We start from the raw sequence: 19,648 nt of genomic DNA, 5'->3' as shown, positions 1-19,648 counted from the left end.
CGGGCCTGCTGGTCTGATGTGGCTATTGCGACGGCTGCCCCGGATCAGGCGGAGCGCGGCGAAAGATGTCGCGAAACATGCCCGGGGTGAACACCGAAAGCGGGTTGACCGCAACCCTTGGCGCGCTGGTCTGCCCCTCGACGGTAAAGTTGAACCCGATCAGGCCTTCGCCCCTACGGCTGAACAGCGACCCGATCCCGTTCAGGATATAGATCGGCGACACGACGCCCTGCATGTCCAGTACCTGACTGGCAAGATTGAAATACCCATCCAGAGAAATCCCCATAGACGGTCCCACGGCACTTGAACTGCGCAGGACAAGCTGTTGAGGCGTAAGCCTGAAATCGGCATCAACGTTGCTGAAGTAGATTCCCACGCCGTTCAACTGGTCCAGCAGGCCGACGATGCTGATCGCATCTAAAAGCGATCCGATCACCGGAGCGTTCTGCAACCGCACCTCGCGGATATCCAGCTTGCCGTCATAGGTTCCCGTCGCCCCCGGCACGGGCATCAGGCTCAGGCTCATGGCGCCGCCCTTGACGGTCTTCAGCAGGCCGGTCCCCGCCAGAACCGTGCCGGCGTTCGGTGCGGTGATCAGCACGGCACTGCCCCCGTCGCGGGGGGCGATCTGCCCCGCAATCGGCGCCTTGGGCCCCGCCATCGCATTGAATTCTCCTCGAAACCCACCCTGAGAGGTGAAGCGGCCCGCGAACTCGCTCAGTGTGATGCCCTCGGTCACCGTGACCTGCGCGGCCCCCCCCCCCCCGCCGATCCGTCGCCAGTCCCGTCAAGATTGCCGGGCAGCGCGCGCAGATCCAGGGTGCCCCCCGACACTGTGACGGCGGGAGCCTCCCCCCGGCCCCGCGCGCTCAGCGTGACGGGCGCATCGATCCAGCCCCCGGCGCGGACCCGCGAAAACGGGATGCGGTTCAGCGACCCGTCACTGTTCAGCACCACGCGCCCCTCGGCCCGCAACCCCGGCGCATCCAGCGCAAGCCGGCGCACCTCGGGCACTGCCGCCAGCGCACCGGACACCTCGAAACGGCCCGTGCCCGCCCGCGACAACCCCCAACCCAAGGCCGGCACCGACAGACCCAGCCCGGACAGGGTCGAGGTCAGCCGGAATTCCGGCGCCTTTCCGGGGGCGATGTCCAGCGTCAGCGCCCCCGGGCCCTGCCCGCTGACCAGCCCGTCCGGCAGATCCACGCCAAAGCTGCGCGCGGCCTCATTGCTCAGCGTGACCTGCCCCACCACCTGGCTCGGCGCATCCGGCACCCCCAGCGGCTGGGTCCAGCTGCCCGAAAACGGCACCCCCTGCACCAGCGCATCACCCGAAATCTTCAGCTGATCGGGCTGCACCGACAGGCTCAGCGCCTCTGCGGTCACCGGATGGCCCGGGACCACCGCGTCGCTGGCCAGATCGCGCAGATCGGCCTGAATGTCGAATTGCAGATCCGCAAGCTTCAGCCCCTTCTTCATCGGCAGTTCCAGATAACCGCTGGCCTTGGCACTGCCCGCGGACATCGTCACCGGCTTGCCGACCTTCTGCAGAATCTCTAGCGGCTCCTGATCCAGAAGCGACAGCGCGGCGGTGATCGCACCCTCGGCCTGCAGGCCAACCCGCCCGCGCGGCGGCTTGACCCGGGTATCGCTGATTGCAAAGCTCGTGCCCGACACATCGATCGGGCCACCTTCGGGCGGGGTCACCGTGCCCTTTTCCACCATCACCGACAGGCGGTTGTCGATCAGCGTGAACTGCCCCGCGCCCCCCGTGACCGGCGGCATGGTGCGTGCGAACAGCGATGTCGCGTCCTCAAACGCAAAGTCGAGGTAGAGCGACGGCTTTTCCCCCTTCTCGCTGCGCAGGGCAAACTGCGCGTCGCGCACATCCCCTGTGATCACATGGTCCAGGAACCAGCCACGCGTCTCAGGCGCCAGAACCGGTGGCCAGTATTGCGCGACTTCCTTGGCCGTGCTTTGCGCGACCTGCCCGTCCAGCGACAGATCCCAACCTTCTTCGCCCGCAGTCAGCGATCCGCGCAGATAGATCGGCTCTTGCGTGCCCTCGACCCGCAGCCGCCCGACCGACAGCCGGAAAGGGTCCAGCTCCAGACGGAAATCCGTCTCGGCCCGGGTCAGCTGAAGCGGCTCTGCAAACAGATTTCCCGGGTTGGCCACCATCCGAGACAGGTTGAACTGACCCAGCATGGCGCGCGGCCAGCCGCTCTCCAGCCCCTCGATCACCGCCGTGCCGTCGGCGGTGGCCTGCCCCACGGCGCTGTCGACGGAAATCTCATTAAAGGTCAGTTGCGCCGCCGCCGGATCATAGCTGAAATAGGTGCGCGCACTGCTGAACGGAATCGGCTTGGTGCGCGGATTGGGCTGCAGCACCCCTGCGCCGATCTGCAGTGTGGCGTTCAGCGTGCCCAATCCGCCATCGGTCGTGAAAGAACCGCGCAGCGCGCCGGAAATCGGCGCCTGCAGCGCACGCAGCCAGGCCAGCGCCGGGCTTTGCATCGCGATATCCTCGGATTTAAGATCGCTCAGCGCAAAGCCAAAGGTCAGATCGTTGCGCCCGATATCGCTTTCGGCGTTCAGCTGCAGCGTCGCCGCCGTATCCCCCCGGCCCAGCACGGCCAGCCCTGCCGTCAGCCGCAGCACACCGCCTTCGCGCGTAATCTGCAACCGCCCGCCATCTGCTGTCCAGCCGCGATGCGCACGATCGTCATCCAGCCGCACGGTCAGGGCGTCCACCTCGACACGGCGCAGCGCATCCAGCAGCGGGCGCCTCACCGCATCATCCACCTGCGCAATCAGTGTCGGAAGATCCGGCAGGCCCGCACCCTGCTGAAATGCCGGCCCCAGAGCCAGACCAAGACGGCCCTGCGCATCGCGGCGCAGGGTCACAAAAACGCCGGACACCTGCGCCTCTCTCACCTGCACATCGCCGCGCAGCAATGGGCCGGGCCGGAACCCGGCGCTGACCTGGCTCAGCTCGGCAATCGGCACACCGCCCGCCGTCGCGATGCGCACATCCTGCAGCGTGACCTGTGCAAGCCCGGTGCGCTGCACCAGCAGATTGATTGCGCCAAACCGGATCTGCAAATCCGGCACCGCCTCGGCCAGCCGCGCCTCGATGCGCGCGTGCAGCCAGTCGGGAACCGTCAGCGGTCGCCCGATGACCGCCCAGATTGCCACGGCACTGGCGGCCATGAACAGGCTCAGCGACAGCAGCATCCACAGCCCGGCCTTGCGTCGGCGCGTCCGCCGGGGGCGCGGCCCCTGCACCGGCCCGTCCTGCATCGGCCCGTCCTGCATCGGCCCGTCCTGCATCGGTGTGTCCTGGTTCGAAGTTTGTGGCACTGTCACTGGAAGCCTGGTCTCATCGCGTTATACTGCCCCCTGTAAGCCATTTCAGCGTTCTATGACGAAACGCCGCTAAATCAAAACACTCCAAAGGAGCTCTCCATGTCCGATACGCAGCAATCCGCCCCCGACTTCACCCTGCCCGTCACCGGCGGCGGTGAAATCACGCTTTCCAGCATGCGCCCGTCGCCGATTGTGCTGTTTTTCTACCCACGCGACGACACGTCGGGCTGCACGATAGAGAACGAAGCCTTTTCCGCCCTTCTGCCGGAATTCAACGCGCTTGGCGTCAAGGTCTACGGCATTTCCAAGGACAGCATCGCCAGCCACGACAAATTCATGGCGAAAAAGGACCTAACCGTGCCGCTGCTCTCGGATGAAAACTCGGATGTCTGCGAAAAGTTCGGCGTCTGGAAAGAGAAATCCATGTACGGCAAGACATTCATGGGGATCGAGCGGTCGACCTTCCTGATCGACGCCCATGGCGAGATTGCCAAAAGCTGGCCAAAGGTAAAGGTTCCCGGCCATGCCGAAGACGTGCTGGCGGCGGTCAAGGCTCTGTGAGCCAGCCCGATATGACCCTCAGCGACAGGGCGGTGGCCGTTCTGGCCACCGCCGACGGGCGTGCCAAGGCTGCTCTGTCGCGGGCCCATGCGGCGCAGTGGTTTGCGGCCCGCGCCCATGGCGAACTGCCCGACATCGGCCATGCCAAACCGCCGCCGCAGCCCGCGCGCCCTGACGCACCCGAACTGCTCAGCCCGCGCGACATGCCCAGGCGCCGACCCGGCAGCCCACAGGGCCGCATCGCGCTGCTGCATGCGGTTGCGCATATCGAACTCAACGCCGTCGATCTGCATTGGGACATCATCGCGCGTTTTTCGCACATCCCGATGCCACCCGGATTCTATGACGACTGGGTCAAAGCCGCAGATGAGGAATCAAAGCATTTCAATCTGTTGTGCGACTGTCTTGAGGCAGAGGGCAGCTTTTATGGCGCCTTGCCTGCCCATGCGGGCATGTGGCGGGCCGCCGAAGACACCGCACATGATCTGCATGCCCGTCTGGCCGTCGTGCCCATGGTGCTGGAGGCGCGCGGGCTCGACGTGACACCCGGCATGATCGAGATTTTTCGCAAGGTCGGTGCGACCCGGACGGTCGAGGCGCTGGAAACAATCTACAGCGAAGAGGTCAGCCATGTGGCCTATGGCTCCAAATGGTTTCACTTCCTGTGCGGGCGGGACAATGCGGACCCGAAGCCGGTCTTTCACACTCTCGTGCGCACTCACTTTCACGGTTTTCTCAAACCGCCCTTCAACGAGGAAAAGCGCGCCGAGGCAGGCCTCCCCCCTGACTTCTATTGGCCCCTCACCGAACCGGCCGAGGGCTAGGTTCCAACGAACCCCTTGGGATAGGCGGATTTTCGCCACTCTGGCGATTTTGCGCCGCCCCTTCCGAATCGTTAGTTCAAAAACGTTGAAAAATTAACGATCTGGGGATAACCCGCAATTCAAGGCGGCGGACGGGGAACCGCATGCCGACCCAGGGGCAGGAAAAGGAAAGAACTGTTGAGAACGCGTTTCGCGATCAGAACTCATGCGCTGCTAGAGCGCCGCTTTCCAGAACGTCGGCTTTTTCTGCGGTCTGACACTGACACCAGGTTTATCCGGCTCAAATCCGGGACACAGGCCATCGTATTTGCAGGCGGCACCCTGCTGATTGGCTGGACCATCGTTGCCACCGCCATCCTGCTGATGGACAGCATAGGTGCCGGCAATTTCCGCGAGCAGGCCAAGCGCGACCAGCAGACCTACCAGCAGCGCCTGAACGATCTCAGCAGGGAACGCGATGTGCGCGCCGCCGAAGCGCTGACCGCCCAGGACCGCTTCAACACCGCGCTGGAACAGGTCTCGATCATGCAGTCGCAACTGCTCGATTCCGAAACCCGCCGCAACGAGATGGAAACCGGGATCGAGGTGGTGCAGGCCACCCTGCGCGATACGATGAAAAAGCGCGCCGAACTGACCAAGAAGATGGCCGCGCTGCAGGCTGACGGTGCCACCGAACTCGCCAGCGAAATGTCCGAAGAAACCGACAGCACGATGGATTTCCTTGCCGATGCGCTGGCCCGCACCGCCGCCGAACGCGATCAGGTCGTGGCCGATGCACAGGATGCCATCGTGCGCGCTGATGAAATGGCCTCTGAAATCCGCCTGATGGAAGAAAAGAACGACACCATCTTCCGCCAACTCGAAGAGGCGATGACCGTTTCGGTCAAACCGCTGGACAAGATGTTCACCGCCGCCGGCATGGATCCCGACCGCATCCTCAAAGAGGTGCGTCGCGGCTATTCCGGCCAAGGTGGCCCGTTGATCCCGATGTCCCTGTCCACACGCGGCATGGCCCCCTCTGCTGATGCAGAGCGCGCCAACAGGATTCTGGGCGAGATGGATCGCCTCAACCTCTACCGCATCGCCGCGCAAAAGGCGCCGTTTGCAACGCCGCTCAAAGATGCGTTCCGCTTCACCTCGGGTTTCGGCTATCGCTGGGGCCGCCTGCATGCGGGCACCGATTTCGCGGCACCGCAGGGCACGCCGATCTATGCAACGGCAGATGGCGTCGTGACCTATGCGGGCTGGATGTCGGGGTACGGTCGGCTGGTCAAGATCCAGCATGAATTCGGGATCGAGACGCGCTATGCCCACCAGTCGAAAATCCGTGTCAAGGTCGGCCAAAGGGTCTCGCGCGGCGAGCGGATCGGTGATATGGGCAATACAGGACGTTCCACCGGCACGCATTTGCACTACGAGGTGCGCGTCGGCGGCGAAGCCGTCAATCCTATGATCTATATCAAGGCTGCAAACGATGTTTTCTAAAAGCAAGATCAACGAACCCGGCCCCAAGGCCGACGAGAACGCAAAACCGTCAGCCCCAGAGATGCCCCGCTCCTCGCCCAGCGATTTCAAGCCTTCCGCGCCCAAGGCCAAACCGCCGGCCTCCGTTCTGTCCAGTGATCTGCACATCACCGGCAATCTCAAGACCACCGGCGACATTCAGGTCGAAGGCACGGTCGAAGGCGACATTCGCGCCCATCTGCTGACCATCGGCGAAACCGCCACCATCAAGGGTGAAGTGACCGCAGATGACGTTGTGATCAACGGCCGCATCGTGGGTCGTGTGCGCGGCCTCAAGGTCCGCCTGACCGCGACCGCGCGGGTCGAGGGCGACATCATCCACAAAACCATCGCCATCGAATCCGGCGCCCATTTCGAAGGCTCGGTTCAGCGTCAGGAAGATCCGCTTTCCGGCAAGGGCCGTGGCCCGGTGCCGACCGGCAATCCCGCGCTGCCCGCCCCGACAAAGGCCGAGCAGACCGACAGCTGACTGCAGCCTCCCGACCAGATGCACAGGCCGCCCCCCGGGCGGCCTTTTGCGTTTCCTGGCAGGGTTACGGATGATTCATCCAGCCAAAACAGGGGTTTTGCCTGCAACATGCATAGAAACCGACGCGCGCTAACACGGATCAGCTTGATCCCGACGCACAGGGCATAGGGTGACATTAACGCGCAGGGTCTGCCTGCCCTGCGCCGGAAATCCCCCACAAAGGACCAGCCCCTTGGCCATTCATTCCGTCGATTCCAACGACCAGTCGAGCTTGCGTGACATCTACGCAACCGACGCCTCTGCCGGGACCCTGCCGAAATACCGCCTGCCCGAAGGGCGCACCGAACCGCGTGCCGCCTATGCGCTGGTGCGTGATGAACTTCTGCTGGACGGCAATGCCCGACAGAACCTTGCGACCTTCTGCACCACTTGGGTCGAGGATGAGGTCAAGCAGCTGATGACCGACGCCGTCGACAAGAACATGATCGACAAGGACGAATATCCCCAGACCGCAGAACTGGAAAACCGCTGCGTCCATATCCTTGCCGATCTGTGGCATGCCAACAAATCCTGGGACACGGTCGGCTGTTCGACCACCGGATCAAGCGAGGCGGCGATGCTGGGGGGGCTGGCCTTCAAATGGGCCTGGCGCAAACGGCGCGAGGCGGCAGGCAAGGACTTCAGCAAACCCAATATCGTCACCGGCCCGGTGCAGATCTGCTGGAAGAAATTCGCCCGCTACTTTGACGTCGAAATCCGCGAGGTCCCGCTTGAGGGCGACGCCCTCGGCCTGCGCCCCGAAGATCTGCGCAAATATTGCGACGAAAACACCATCGGCGTTGTGGCCACACTGGGCGTCACCTTCACCGGCATCTATGAACCGGTCGAGGCGCTGGCGCGCGAACTCGACTCCATGGAACGCGACCTCGGGCTCGATATTCCGATCCATGTCGATGCCGCCTCGGGCGGGTTCATCGCCCCCTTCATCCAGCGCGACCTTGTCTGGGATTTCCAGATTGACCGCGTCCGCTCGATCAATGCTTCTGGGCACAAATACGGTCTGGCGCCTCTGGGTGTGGGCTGGGTCATCTGGGCGACAAAGGCGGATCTGCCCGAAGAGCTGATCTTTTACGTCGACTACCTCGGTGGCAACATGCCGACCTTCGCGCTCAACTTCTCCCGCCCCGGAGGAGAGATCATTGCACAGTATTACAACTTCCTGCGGCTGGGCCGCGCCGGCTATACGGCCGTGCAGCAAGCCTGTTCGGACACCGCGCAATGGCTGGGGGCCGAACTGGCCAAATTCGACTGTTTCGAAATGGTCTATGACGGACATGGCGGCCTTCCCGCCGTCGCCTACAAGCTGAGCCCCGGCGATCACGGCTTTACCCTTTATGACCTCTCCGAACGGGTGCGGATGCGCGGCTGGCAGATCGCCTCCTATCCGCTGCCGTCGAACCGCGCAGAAACTGTCGTACAGCGCATCCTGATCCGCCACGGCGTGACCCATGATCTGGTGCAACTGCTGCTCGCGGATCTCAAGCGCGCCATCGAACACCTCAAAACCAACCCGGTTGTGCATTCGACAGCGAAACCGGGCTTTCACCATGGGTAAGGCACGCACGCTCCGGCGGCCCTGCGCATCCGCGCGGGTCCTTGCCGGAACAACTCTGGTCCTGGCGGGAACAACTCTGCTCCTGGCAGGGCCCGCGCAGGCGCAAACGGCAGATCCCTCTGTCATCGGGCAGATCTTTGATCGCATCCAGCCAGTGACAGAGGCCGGCCTGCACGGCTTCTTTCAGCTGCTCGACAATCAGCCCATCGCCTTCGTGCTGCTGTCGCTGGCTCTGGGCACGCTGATCGGCTCGTTCAGTTTCAAGACGATCTCGCTCGGCTCCACTGCCGGGACGCTGCTGGTGGGGGTGCTGCTGTCGATGACCGCAGAGGCGGCTTATGGCATCACCTATGCGATCCCCAGCATCCTGTCGTCCTTCATGCTGCTGCTGTTCATGTATGCGCTCGGGCTCAAGGTCGGGCCGCAGTTCTTTTCCGGGCTGCGCAAGGGCGGTCTTGCCTTTGTCTGCATCGGGCTGATCGTCTGGTCTCTGAACTGGGTGATCTGCTTTTTCGGAGCCAAACTCATCGGCCTTGCGCCGGGCTATGCCACCGGGCTGATTTCGGGCAGTTACACGATCACTGCCATTCTGGGCGTCGGTCAGGGCGCGCTGAGCAGCGGCGCCTATACCCCGCCCGCCGGCATAACGGCCGAGGAGGTCGGCGCCAACATGGCCGCCGCCTATGCGATCAGCTATGTGCTCTCGACCGTCGGGATCATCCTGCTGATCCGCTATCTGCCGCGCATCTTCGGCTTTGACGCCAAGGCCGATGCCAAACTGGCCGAAGCCGCCTACAGCGGTGGTGCCACCCATCCCGTGCCCGGTGCGCCCGGCGCGCTGGACTGGTCCCCTTCGGCGTTTGAACTGCGCGCCTATGTGGTCAGCCATGACGGCTTCATCGGGCACAGCGTCTCGGAACTTGCCAAACTGCATCCAGAGGCGCCGATCCTGCGCCTGCTGCGCGACGGCGCGATTGTTCCCCTATCCGACGATCCAAAGGTGCAGCGCGATGACATCCTGACACTGCGGGGGGATGTGCATGACCTGATCTTCACCGATGGATCGCTCATCGGCCCTGAATCCGACAACCCACTGGCCCGCAGCGTCCCGATGGAGGTGGCAGAGGTCCATGTCGGTGCGCATGACATCAGCGGCACCTCCCTGTCCGATCTGCCCCATATCGGCGCGGGCGGCGTCACCGTGCGCGCGCTGTTCCGTGCGGGCAACGAACTGCCGCTGGGGCCGAAAAGCGATCTGCGCTTTGGCGATGTGCTGCGCCTGACCGGGCCGGATGCGGCGATACAGGCGGTCGCGAAACGCATCGGCGGGCGCGCGATCCTGCCCACGATGAAGACCGAAGTGCTCTACCTCACGCTCGCCATGCTGGTGGGCTATCTTGTCGGCATCGCCACGGTCACCATTGCGGGCATTCCCTTTGCCCTTGGCACCTCGGCCGGGGTGATCCTCGCCGGTGTCGGCGTCAGCTACATGCGCAGCCGCAACCCTGATTTCGGCGGGCCGGTCCACGAAGGCGCACGCAGCTTCCTGCAGGATTTCGGCCTGAACGCCTTTGTCGCGGTGCTCTCTGCCAATGTCGGGCCAAAGGTCATCTCGGCCCTCGGTGGTGACACGATCCTGTGGCTTGCGCTGATCGGCATTGCCGGTGCGCTGATCCCGCCGCTTGTCGCTTTCTGGGTGGGGATCCGGGTCTTTGGCCTGAATTCGGTCATCGCCGACGGCTCTGCCACCGGTGCGCGCAACAGCACCCCCGGCCTGAATGCAATCATGGAGGAATCCGGCAGCACCGTCGCCGCCGTGCCCTATCCCGTCAGCTATGCGCTCACCACCGTGCTCGCGCTGATCGGCGGCTATTTCTCGATGATCCTGTCCTGACCCTTTTGTGGCGCCCCTTCGAACGGGCGCCACAAAACCCCACCCTGTCCGCCGCGCCTCCCCCATCCCAAGCCCGATCCCAAGGCCCGATCCCAAGGCATGTCCCCGCCGACGCCTCTGCCCGTGCCATGTTTGCGCTTGACGCCGGATCGCAAAGTGCCAAAACGGCGCCATGGTTCAATCTGTCCTCACTGTCGATCTTGCCGCGCTGCGCCACAACTGGCGCAGTCTTGCTTCCTGTTCTGACGCCGAAGCCGGCGCCGTGGTCAAGGCCGACGCCTATGGCCTTGGCGCCGGGCGGGTCGCGAACATGCTGGCCAAGGAAGGTGTGCGCCGCTTTTTCGTGGCCCTCACCGAAGAAGGTGCCGCTTTGCGCAAGGCGGTCGGTTCCGGCCCCGAAATCAACGTCTTTTCCGGGCATATGCCGGGGGATGCGCAGATGCTGAAGGCCGCACAACTGACGCCGATGATCAATTCCATCGACCAGATGCTGCGCCATGTGGAATCCCTGCCCGGTCATCCCTTCGGCATCCAGCTGGATTCAGGCATGAACCGTCTGGGCATGGAACCCGCCGAATGGTCCGCCCTGCGTGAAATCGCCCTCGCCCAGCAGCCGACACTGGTGATGAGCCATCTGGCCTGCGCCGATGAACCTGACCACCCGATGAACGCCCACCAGCTCAACGTCTTTCGCCAGATGACCGACGGCATCGATGCGCCCCGGTCGCTGTCAGCGACGGGCGGCATCCTGCTGGGCCCCGATTACCATTTCGACGTGACCCGCCCCGGGATCGGCATGTACGGCGGCCTGCCATTTCTCGATGCCCAGCCCGTCGCGCATCTGCACATCCCCGTCATCCAGACCCGCGAAGTCGATGCCGGCGAAAGTGTCGGCTATGGCAACACCTGGGTTGCGCGCCACCCCACGCGCGTCGCCACCATCGCTGCGGGCTATGCTGACGGTATCCTGCGCGCCATGGGGCCAAAGGCCTATGTCTTTGCCGATGAAACCCGCTGCAAGATCCTGGGCCGCATCTCGATGGATCTGATCTGCGTGGATGTAAGCGAACTTGACGCTGTCCCCGACATGGTCGAACTGCTGGGCGTGCATCAGGGCGTGGATTCGATTGCCGAAACCGCAGGCACCATCGGCTATGAAATCCTGACCTCGCTTGGCGGGCGGTACGAACGGCGCTACATCGACTAAGGCGACGCGCCTGTCACGTGACATCCCCTGTCCGCCTGTCACCTGTTCAAGGGCAGCACGCAAACAGGGATAAAGCGTCGCAACGTCCCAGCCCACGGCAAACGCTGCGGCAGACCAAAGGCACAGCATGAGCTTTTTCGAACCCAGCCCGACCCTGATCGCCCTGATCTTTGTCAAACGCTTCGTCTTTCTCGAACTGCTGCTGGTGCTGGCGCTGGTGCGCACGGGTGTGGGGCGCGGTCCCAGCCGTCTGATTGCCCTGCTGACAGCGCTGTTTTGCGCCGGGGCGATCCTCACCACCTTTGCGCCTGCCCTTGGCCTCACCGCTCATGCGCTCTATGGCCCCGCCGCGCGCACGCTTGCTTATGGGCAGGGCCTCAGCCTGCTGCTGGGCCTCTCGGCGCTGTTCGTCACTTCGGCCCTCGTGCCCACACGCCGGATGTGGCCACTCGACTGGCTCAACCTCGCGCTGGTTCTGGGCCTGCTCGGCCTCTGGATCGCAAGCCTGTTCTGACCCGTCAGGCACGGCCAAACACACCCCCTTGCGGTGATCGCCCCCTTGGGCCACAAGATCGACATGGCCAAAGCTCCTGCTAAATTCGTCTGCGCCGCCTGCGGCAACGCCACCACCAAATGGGCCGGGCGCTGCGAAGCCTGTGGCGCCTGGAATACCATCTCCGAAGAGGTGCCGCTCTCGGCCTCCGGCCCCGCCAAGAAATCCCTCGGCGGCATCCGGGGCAAGGCCGTGCCGCTGTCGGATCTGTCCAGCACCGAACCCGCCCCGCCGCGCGTCGCCTCTGGCCTGTCGGAACTTGACCGCGTGCTCGGCGGCGGGCTTGTGCCCTCCTCCGCCATTCTGGTCGGCGGCGATCCCGGGATCGGCAAATCCACCCTGCTGCTGCAAGCGGCCGCGATGTTTGCCCGTGCGGGTCTCAAGGTCATCTATGCCAGCGGTGAAGAGGCCAGCGCACAGGTGCGCATGCGCGCCCAACGCCTTGGCTTGGCCGATGCCCCGGTGAAACTCGCCGCCGAAACCAATCTGCGCGACATCCTGACAACGCTGGAACAGGAACGCCCCAATCTGGTGATCATCGATTCGATCCAGACCATGTGGGCCGACAATGTCGAATCCGCCCCCGGCTCGGTCTCTCAGGTCCGCGCCGCCGCACATGAACTGACAACCTTCGCCAAACGCAACAACATGTCCGTCATCCTTGTGGGCCATGTCACCAAGGACGGCCAGATCGCCGGCCCCCGCGTCGTCGAACACATGGTCGACACGGTGCTGTATTTCGAGGGCGAGCGCGGCCACCAGTTCCGCATCTTGCGCGCGGTCAAGAACCGCTTTGGCCCGGCCGATGAAATCGGCGTGTTCGAAATGACCGGCGCGGGTCTGGCCGAGGTCACAAACCCCTCTGCCCTGTTCCTGTCCGAACGCGGCAAGCCCAGCCCCGGATCGGTGGTCTTTGCCGGCATCGAAGGCACCCGTCCCGTGCTGTGCGAATTGCAGGCACTGGTCGCGCCCAGCCCGCATTCGCAGGCGCGCCGCACCGTGGTTGGCTGGGATGGCGGGCGGCTTGCGATGATTCTCGCCGTGCTAGAGTCGCGCTGCGGCATCCCCTTTGCGGGGCTGGATGTGTACCTCAACGTGGCCGGCGGCATGAAAATCAGCGAACCTGCAGCCGATCTTGCCGTAGCCGCCGCGCTTCTTTCCGCTCGCGAAGATGTGTCGCTGCCGCCGGAAACAGTTGTTTTCGGTGAAATCAGCCTTTCCGGCGCTCTCAGACCGGTCAGCCAGACCGAAAACAGGTTGAAAGAGGCGCAGAAACTTGGTTTCACCAGCGCCATCGCCCCATCGGGGGGCAAGACGGGGGCAACCCCAGGCATGACGCTGCAGCAAATGGGCGATTTGACGACCTTTGTGGGCGATCTGTTCGGCGCAGGCTAGGCGTCACAAAAGGAAAGAGGCAAGAGGCCGATGGAAGGTTTTACCGCAGTGGATGGCATCGTTGCCGCCGTCATCGTGCTTTCAGCGCTGTTGGCCTATTCCCGTGGGATCGTGCGTGAATTCATGGCCATCGCCGGATGGGTCGCGGCGGGTTTTCTCGCCTTTCTCTTTGCGCCGCAGGTGCAGCCGCTGGTCAAGGAACTGCCGGTGATCGGTGATTTCCTCTCCGACAGCTGTGAACTCAGCATCATCGCTGCCTTTGCGGGTGTCTTCACTGTGGCACTGGTTGTCGTGTCGTTCTTCACACCGCTGTTCTCCTCGCTGGTGCAGCGCTCTGCCCTTGGCGGGGTCGATCAGGGGCTTGGCTTCCTGTTCGGCGTGGCACGCGGCGTGCTGCTGGTGGCGGTGGGCTTCTTTGTCTATTCCACCGTGCTCACCTCCCAAGGTGTGGCGATGATCGACGACAGCCGCTCTGCCGCAGTCTTCACTGGCCTGACCCAGCAGATCGAAGAACAGAACCCGGAACGCGCCCTCGGCTGGATCACCACCCAATACGAAGGGCTGATCGGCATCTGCGACGCCCCCAGCGCCGACCAGGCCTGAGAAAGGTGACCAAAACACCGGGATATCTGGCTGTCGGGTCGTTTCATGAACGAAATGTTGCACTGCAGCACTTGCGCTCAGATCGTTCCGTGACACATAGGTAACAAGCCTCTATGAGAGGCCCATACCCCTCGTAACGGATTCGGAGCTGCCCCTTGGATTTGCAGATGCCTCCCGCCCATCCTTTCGATGATGACAAACTCAAGGAAGAATGCGGAATTTTCGGCGTCATCGGCGTCACCGATGCCTCTAACTTTGTCGCTCTTGGCCTGCACGCGCTGCAGCACCGGGGACAGGAAGCTGGCGGAATCGTCAGCCACGATGCCGAACACGGCTTCAACTCCGCACGGCGCTTCGGCTACGTGCGTGACAATTTCACCTCTCAATCTCTTATGCAGACATTGCCCGGCCCGCTGGCCATCGGCCATGTCCGCTACTCCACCGCCGGCAGCAAGGGCGCACAGATCCGCGACGTGCAGCCCTTCTTTGGCGAATTTTCCATGGGCGGCGCTGCGATTGCCCATAACGGCAACATCACCAATGCCGATGCCCTGCGCCGCGAGCTGATCGAACGCGGATCGATCTTCCAGTCCTCGTCCGACAGCGAATGCATCATTCACCTCATGGCCCGTTCCTTGCAGCGCAACATCCCCGAGCGGATGGAAGACGCCCTGCGCCGGGTCGAAGGTGCGTTCAGCGTCGTCGCCATGACCCGCTCCAAACTGATCGGTGTGCGCGACCCGCTGGGCGTGCGCCCGCTGGTTCTGGGCAAGGTCGCAGATGGCTGGGTGCTCAGCTCGGAAACCTGCGCGCTCGACATCATCGGCGCGGAATATGTGCGCGAAATCGAACCAGGCGAAATGGTCGTGATCTCTGCTGAACACGGCGTTGAATCCCTGCGTCCGTTCCGTCCGCAGAAATCCCGCTTCTGCATCTTCGAACATGTCTATTTTTCGCGCCCGGATTCGATCATCGGCAACCGCTCGGTCTATGAAACCCGCCGTCAGATCGGTGTGGAACTGGCGCGTGAGGCGCCTGTAGACGCCGACCTCGTCTGCCCGGTGCCCGATTCCGGCACTCCGGCGGCCATCGGCTTTGCCCATGAATCCGGCATTCCCTACGGCATGGGCATCGTGCGCAACCAGTACATGGGCCGCACCTTCATCGAACCCACCGAACAGATCCGCAACATGGGCGTGCGTCTGAAGCTCAACGTCAACCGCGCCCTGATCAAGGGCAAGCGGGTGATCTTGGTCGACGATTCGGTTGTGCGCGGCACCACGTCCCGCAAGATCAAAGAAATGATCCTGGACGCCGGTGCGGCAGAGGTGCATTTTCGCATTGCCTCCCCCCCCACCGCATGGCCCTGTTTCTATGGTGTCGACACGCCCCAGCGCGAAAAACTGCTGGCCGCAACGATGACAGAGGAACAGATGCGCGACCATCTGCAGGTCGACAGCCTGCGCTTTGTCTCGCTCGACGGCCTTTACCGCGCCGTGGGCGAGGTAGAGGGGCGCAATCCCAAGCAGCCGCAATATTGCGATGCCTGTTTTTCTGGGGATTACCCGGTCGAACCTTCGGACCAGATCAAGAAAGGCTTCAAGCTCAAGACGGCAGCCGAATGAGCCTGCTGGATCTCGATGCCCGCTGGCGGCGCTTCAACGATCCGGACCATGCCTGCCCCTGCTGCGGGCGACAGTTTTCCGGCGTTTTCGACATAGGGTTCGAAGAGCCGGATGACTGGCCCTTCGGTCCGCGCAGCGAAGAGTTGCTGATCGCGGGCGAGGACAAGCTGTCGTCGGAACTCTGCCGCCTCGGTGATCGGCGCTTCCTGCGCTGCGTCATCGCCCTGCCCCTGCGCGGCAGCGACAATGAACGCTTCTTCTTCGGCCTCTGGGCCGAAGTGTCGCAGGCCGATTTCTACGCCTATCTTGACGGCAGCACCGAAGACGGCGCGCCGGTCACCAAACTGACCGCCACCACGGCCAACAGCCTGCCGCTGTTTCCTGATGCGGCTCAGGGCATTCTGCGCCCCGGCAGCGGTCTGGAACGTCCGCGCCTGATCGTGACGGACGGCCCGCTCGGGCAGGCCCAAAGCGACGGAATTTCCTTTGACGATCTGCTCGACATCTACGCCGCCGCAGACAAGGACATCCGCCCGCACCTGCTGCGCGACTGATAGGGCGCGACCGACCTGATGCCCTGACAGAACCCGCTTTCGGCCAATGCATTCGGCCAAGACGCACCTGGCCGCGATGGCCTCTGCCCCTTTGTCTAGAGCGTCCCGCCTTTCACCAAAACACACTCATCGCTTTTCGCGTTGGAGGCGCAGCTGACAGGCAGCGCACAAGCGATTCAAGTTCAACGCGGATCGCTTTAGAAACGTTCCGGGGCAAAACGTCCGGTTGACGGCACAACCCCGCCGGTTGGCCGCTGATCCGCCCCGGCGGGGTTTCACTCTGCTGGATGGCCCCGTAATCGCTCAGACGTCAGAAACCTACATGGGCCGCAGGACCGTACCACATGGCACAGACCACCCCCCTTCCCCCCGGCGTCGCCCAAGAGGCGACAGAACACACCCGCGCCAATCTGGATCGTGTGATCCTTCTGGGCATCGTTGGCCGCGAAGGTGCGCGCAGGGCCCTGCTGCGCCTGCCCGGCGGGCGTGTGGCGCGCGTGTCCAAGGGGGATCGCGTCGGGCGTCAGACGGTCTATGCCATCGACGACACCCGCATCGCGCTTGGACAGAACGGCCGCGCCAGATGGGTCAGCATTCCCGGTCGCTGACACCGCCGCCCCACACCGCGCCGGCCCCGCACAGGTCCGCAAAATCCCGCGTCAGAGATCCCTCCGGGCCGCTCTGCCTCTTGACCCCGCCGCGCCGCTGTACCATGCATCCCGCCATGACACAGCCCATTGCCCTCATCACCGGCGCCTCGCGCGGTCTCGGCTTTGCCTTGGCCGAGGCGCTGTCGGACACCCATCACATCGTCGCCGTCGCCCGCACTGTGGGCGGGCTCGAAGACCTCGATGACCGCATCAAGGCGCGCGGCGGTCAGGCCACGCTCGCCCCCATGGACATCACAAAGCCCGAGGCGATGGCACAGCTCTGCCGCTCGGTCTTTGACCGCTGGGGACGCATCGCGCTCTGGGCCCATGCCGCCGTACATGCGGCCCCCCTGACCCCGGCGAACCATATCGATGCCAAGGACTGGTCCAAATCTGTCGGGATCAACCTGACCGCCATGGGTCATCTCATCCCCTTTATCGCACCGCTGCTGGGCACCACCGGCACCGCGCTGTTCTTTGAGGATCCGCGCGGCGGCGAAAAGTTCTTTGGCCATTACGGCACCACCAAGGCGGCGCAGATCGCCCTCGCGCGCAGCTGGCAAGCCGAAACCGTCAACACCGGGCCGCGTGTACAGATCACCACCCCCCGCCCGATGGCCACCGCCACCCGTGCGCGCTTTTTCCCGGGCGAAGATCGCACCACCCTCGCCCATCCCCGGGACGAGGCGGCCCGCATCCTCTCCGAACTCGATCTGACTGCATAGACAAGCGCGTGGAACTGCCGATGCAGGACCTTCAAAGCGGTGGGGAAAGACGCTGAAACAGCGCCCCCTGCTTCTTCTCTTCTCAAATACGCCCTTGCCAGCGCGACACAGACGCGCCGCTGAGACATTTGGCGCCCCCATCGCTTGCCCCTCCCGCGCCTGTCGCATATGCAGAGTGCAATCAAAGTACAGGCGAAATCATGCGCATTCTCATCACAAATGACGACGGCATCAACGCGCCCGGCCTCAAGGTGCTGCACCGCATCGCGCTGGAACTGACGGCCGATCCCAGCGATGTCTGGACCGTCGCCCCGGCGTTCGAACAATCCGGCGTCGGCCATTGCATCAGCTACACCCACCCCACCATGATCGCGAAGCTCGGCGAACGCACCTTTGCCGCCGAAGGCAGCCCGGCAGATTGTGTGCTGGCGGGCCTGCATGACGTCATGAAGGACGTGCGCCCCGACCTTGTGCTCTCGGGCGTCAACCGGGGCAACAATTCTGCCGAAAACGTGCTCTATTCCGGCACCATCGGTGGCGCGATGGAGGCGGCGCTGCAAGGCGTACCCTCGATCGCCCTGTCGCAGTATTACGGCCCGGACAACACCACCCTGGATGATCCGTTCGAGGCGGCCGCCACCCATGGCGCCGACACCATCCGCCGCATCCTGATGGCCGATGCCCCCGCGCAGACCGGCTACCGGACCTTTTACAACGTGAACTTTCCGCCCGTGCCCACTGCCGATGTGCTGGGCACCCGTGTTGCGCCGCAGGGCTTTCGCGACAACACCAGCTTTTCGGTCGAACCGCATATGTCGCCCTCGGGGCGCCGGTTCCTGTGGATCCGGGGCGGCGATCCGCGCGCGCCTGCTGCGCCCGGCACCGATGCCGAGGTGAACCTTGCAGGTTATATCAGCGTCACGCCGATGCGCGCCGACCTCACAGCCCATGACCAGCTCTCTGCACTGAAAGCCGCCTTCACATGAGTGATGCTGCGGAACGCAAGATGCAGTTCCTCTATGCGCTCCGCTCCAAGGGCGTGACCGACCATGCCGTGCTCACGGCGATGGAAAAGATTGATCGCGCCCCCTTCATCCGTGGCTATTTCACTGACCGCGCCTATGACGACATGCCCCTGCCGATTTCCTGCGGGCAGACCATCTCGCAGCCCTCGGTGGTCGGCCTCATGACCCAGTCGCTGGATCTCAGCCCGCGCGACAAGGTGCTTGAGGTCGGCACCGGCTCTGGCTATCAGGCAGCAATCCTGTCCTGCCTCGTGCGTCGTGTCTACACCGTGGACCGCCACATGCGCCTGGTCAGAGAGGCGCGCGCCGTGTTTGACCAGCTTGGTCTGGCCAATATCACCGCCTTTACCGCTGACGGATCACACGGATTGCCCGATCAGGCGCCGTTTGACCGCATCATGGTCACCGCTGCGGCCGAAGATCCCCCCGGCCCGCTCTTGGCCCAGCTCAAGATTGGCGGTATCATGGTGGTGCCGGTCGGACAGTCCGACACGGTCCAGCGACTGATCCGCGTGGTGCGGACAGAAACAGGTTATGACTATGAAGAATTGCGCCACGTGCGCTTTGTGCCGCTGGTCGAAGGTCTGGGCAAAGACAGCTAAGACCGACACGATTTCATGACACCGTCCCGGTCAACAAGGGACGCACCCGAGGATGACGAGATGACAGTGACCAACGCCCCCCTTCGCATGCGCCCCGCCAACCGTTCCGTGCCGCCGCTCTCCCGGATCGGCTGCGCCGGTCTGGCCCTGCTGGCGGTGACCGCCTGTTCCGGTCCGGTGGACCTCGACATGCGAGGACGGATGGGCGGCGCTGTCGACACCTCCGCTGCGGCGGCGGCAGCCACCGATCCCCGGCCCAGCCCGGATGCGCGCGGCGTGCTCAGCTATCCGACCTATCAGGTCGCCGTGGCACAGCGTGGCGACACCGTGGCAACCCTTGCCGCCCGCGTCGGCCTGCCCGCGACCGAGCTTGCAAATTACAATGGCGTGCAGACCGGTGACCCTCTGCGCGAGGGCGAGGTGCTTGCCCTGCCAAGCCGTGTCGATGCAGCC

Annotated in this window: 19 protein-coding genes; 17 read left to right on the top strand and 2 right to left on the bottom strand. The window is 63.8% G+C overall.

Annotated elements, in window-relative coordinates:
• Window positions 1-22 precede the first annotated feature (22 nt).
• Together P775_RS09195 and P775_RS09190 are read right to left on the bottom strand one after the other, a co-directional pair.
• Complete coding sequence (locus tag P775_RS09195; protein ID WP_099910715.1) at window positions 23-739, bottom strand: AsmA-like C-terminal region-containing protein; 717 nt, start codon at window positions 737-739, stop codon at window positions 23-25.
• Window positions 736-3,333, bottom strand: a complete 2,598-nt coding sequence (locus tag P775_RS09190) for a YhdP family protein (protein ID WP_099910714.1) — start codon at window positions 3,331-3,333, stop codon at window positions 736-738. Before P775_RS09190 ends, P775_RS09195 begins: the two co-directional genes overlap by 4 nt.
• Before the next feature lie 135 nt (window positions 3,334-3,468).
• On the opposite strand from P775_RS09190, the gene P775_RS09185 reads away from it, so the two are divergent.
• The 17 genes from P775_RS09185 to P775_RS09105 form a co-directional block, all read left to right on the top strand.
• Window positions 3,469-3,930, top strand: a complete 462-nt coding sequence (locus tag P775_RS09185) for a peroxiredoxin (RefSeq protein WP_099910713.1) — start codon at window positions 3,469-3,471, stop codon at window positions 3,928-3,930.
• 11 nt (window positions 3,931-3,941) lie between these two features.
• Window positions 3,942-4,754, top strand: coding sequence for a ferritin-like domain-containing protein (locus tag P775_RS09180; RefSeq protein WP_099910712.1), 813 nt, complete (start codon window positions 3,942-3,944; stop codon window positions 4,752-4,754).
• A gap of 177 nt (window positions 4,755-4,931) precedes the next feature.
• On the top strand, window positions 4,932-6,239 hold the full coding sequence (locus tag P775_RS09175) for a M23 family metallopeptidase (protein ID WP_099910711.1): 1,308 nt from the start codon (window positions 4,932-4,934) through the stop codon (window positions 6,237-6,239).
• A complete protein-coding gene (locus P775_RS09170; RefSeq protein WP_099910710.1) occupies window positions 6,229-6,747 on the top strand; it encodes a bactofilin family protein in 519 nt (172 codons plus the stop codon). The genes P775_RS09175 and P775_RS09170 overlap by 11 nt, the downstream gene beginning before the upstream one ends.
• Window positions 6,748-6,979: 232 nt before the next feature.
• A complete protein-coding gene (gene gad, locus P775_RS09165) occupies window positions 6,980-8,362 on the top strand; it encodes a glutamate decarboxylase (RefSeq protein WP_099910709.1) in 1,383 nt (460 codons plus the stop codon).
• Window positions 8,355-10,256: an aspartate:alanine exchanger family transporter gene (locus P775_RS09160; protein WP_099910708.1), complete on the top strand. Its 1,902-nt coding sequence runs from the start codon at window positions 8,355-8,357 to the stop codon at window positions 10,254-10,256. Before gad ends, P775_RS09160 begins: the two co-directional genes overlap by 8 nt.
• A 172-nt stretch (window positions 10,257-10,428) precedes the next feature.
• Window positions 10,429-11,463: an alanine racemase gene (gene alr, locus P775_RS09155; protein ID WP_099910707.1), complete on the top strand. Its 1,035-nt coding sequence runs from the start codon at window positions 10,429-10,431 to the stop codon at window positions 11,461-11,463.
• A 127-nt stretch (window positions 11,464-11,590) separates the two neighbouring features.
• Window positions 11,591-11,977, top strand: a complete 387-nt coding sequence (locus P775_RS09150) for a hypothetical protein (protein WP_099910706.1) — start codon at window positions 11,591-11,593, stop codon at window positions 11,975-11,977.
• A 63-nt stretch (window positions 11,978-12,040) separates the two neighbouring features.
• Window positions 12,041-13,411, top strand: coding sequence for a DNA repair protein RadA (radA, locus tag P775_RS09145; RefSeq protein WP_099910705.1), 1,371 nt, complete (start codon window positions 12,041-12,043; stop codon window positions 13,409-13,411).
• A 30-nt stretch (window positions 13,412-13,441) separates the two neighbouring features.
• On the top strand, window positions 13,442-14,014 hold the full coding sequence (locus P775_RS09140) for a CvpA family protein (RefSeq protein WP_099910704.1): 573 nt from the start codon (window positions 13,442-13,444) through the stop codon (window positions 14,012-14,014).
• A gap of 167 nt (window positions 14,015-14,181) precedes the next feature.
• Complete coding sequence (purF, locus tag P775_RS09135) at window positions 14,182-15,639, top strand: amidophosphoribosyltransferase (RefSeq protein ID WP_099910748.1); 1,458 nt, start codon at window positions 14,182-14,184, stop codon at window positions 15,637-15,639.
• Window positions 15,636-16,193, top strand: a complete 558-nt coding sequence (locus P775_RS09130; RefSeq protein ID WP_099910703.1) for a DUF2199 domain-containing protein — start codon at window positions 15,636-15,638, stop codon at window positions 16,191-16,193. The genes purF and P775_RS09130 overlap by 4 nt, the downstream gene beginning before the upstream one ends.
• A gap of 344 nt (window positions 16,194-16,537) precedes the next feature.
• Window positions 16,538-16,801, top strand: coding sequence for an amidophosphoribosyltransferase (locus tag P775_RS09125; RefSeq protein ID WP_245875617.1), 264 nt, complete (start codon window positions 16,538-16,540; stop codon window positions 16,799-16,801).
• Between the two features lie 116 nt (window positions 16,802-16,917).
• Window positions 16,918-17,568, top strand: coding sequence for an SDR family NAD(P)-dependent oxidoreductase (locus tag P775_RS09120; protein WP_099910746.1), 651 nt, complete (start codon window positions 16,918-16,920; stop codon window positions 17,566-17,568).
• 200 nt (window positions 17,569-17,768) lie between these two features.
• The gene (gene surE, locus P775_RS09115) at window positions 17,769-18,554 is read left to right on the top strand and encodes a 5'/3'-nucleotidase SurE (RefSeq protein ID WP_099910702.1); all 786 of its coding nucleotides are present in this window, start codon (window positions 17,769-17,771) and stop codon (window positions 18,552-18,554) included.
• Entirely contained in the window at window positions 18,551-19,195 is a 645-nt protein-coding gene (locus P775_RS09110) for a protein-L-isoaspartate(D-aspartate) O-methyltransferase (RefSeq protein WP_099910701.1), read from the top strand. The genes surE and P775_RS09110 overlap by 4 nt, the downstream gene beginning before the upstream one ends.
• A 60-nt stretch (window positions 19,196-19,255) precedes the next feature.
• A partial coding sequence (locus P775_RS09105) for a LysM peptidoglycan-binding domain-containing protein (RefSeq protein ID WP_425439897.1) occupies window positions 19,256-19,648 on the top strand: 393 nt, incomplete at its 3' end.

This window comes from Puniceibacterium antarcticum, assembly GCF_002760615.1.
Taxonomy (GTDB): domain Bacteria; phylum Pseudomonadota; class Alphaproteobacteria; order Rhodobacterales; family Rhodobacteraceae; genus Puniceibacterium; species Puniceibacterium antarcticum.
This window is presented reverse-complemented; position numbering and strand designations above follow the sequence as displayed.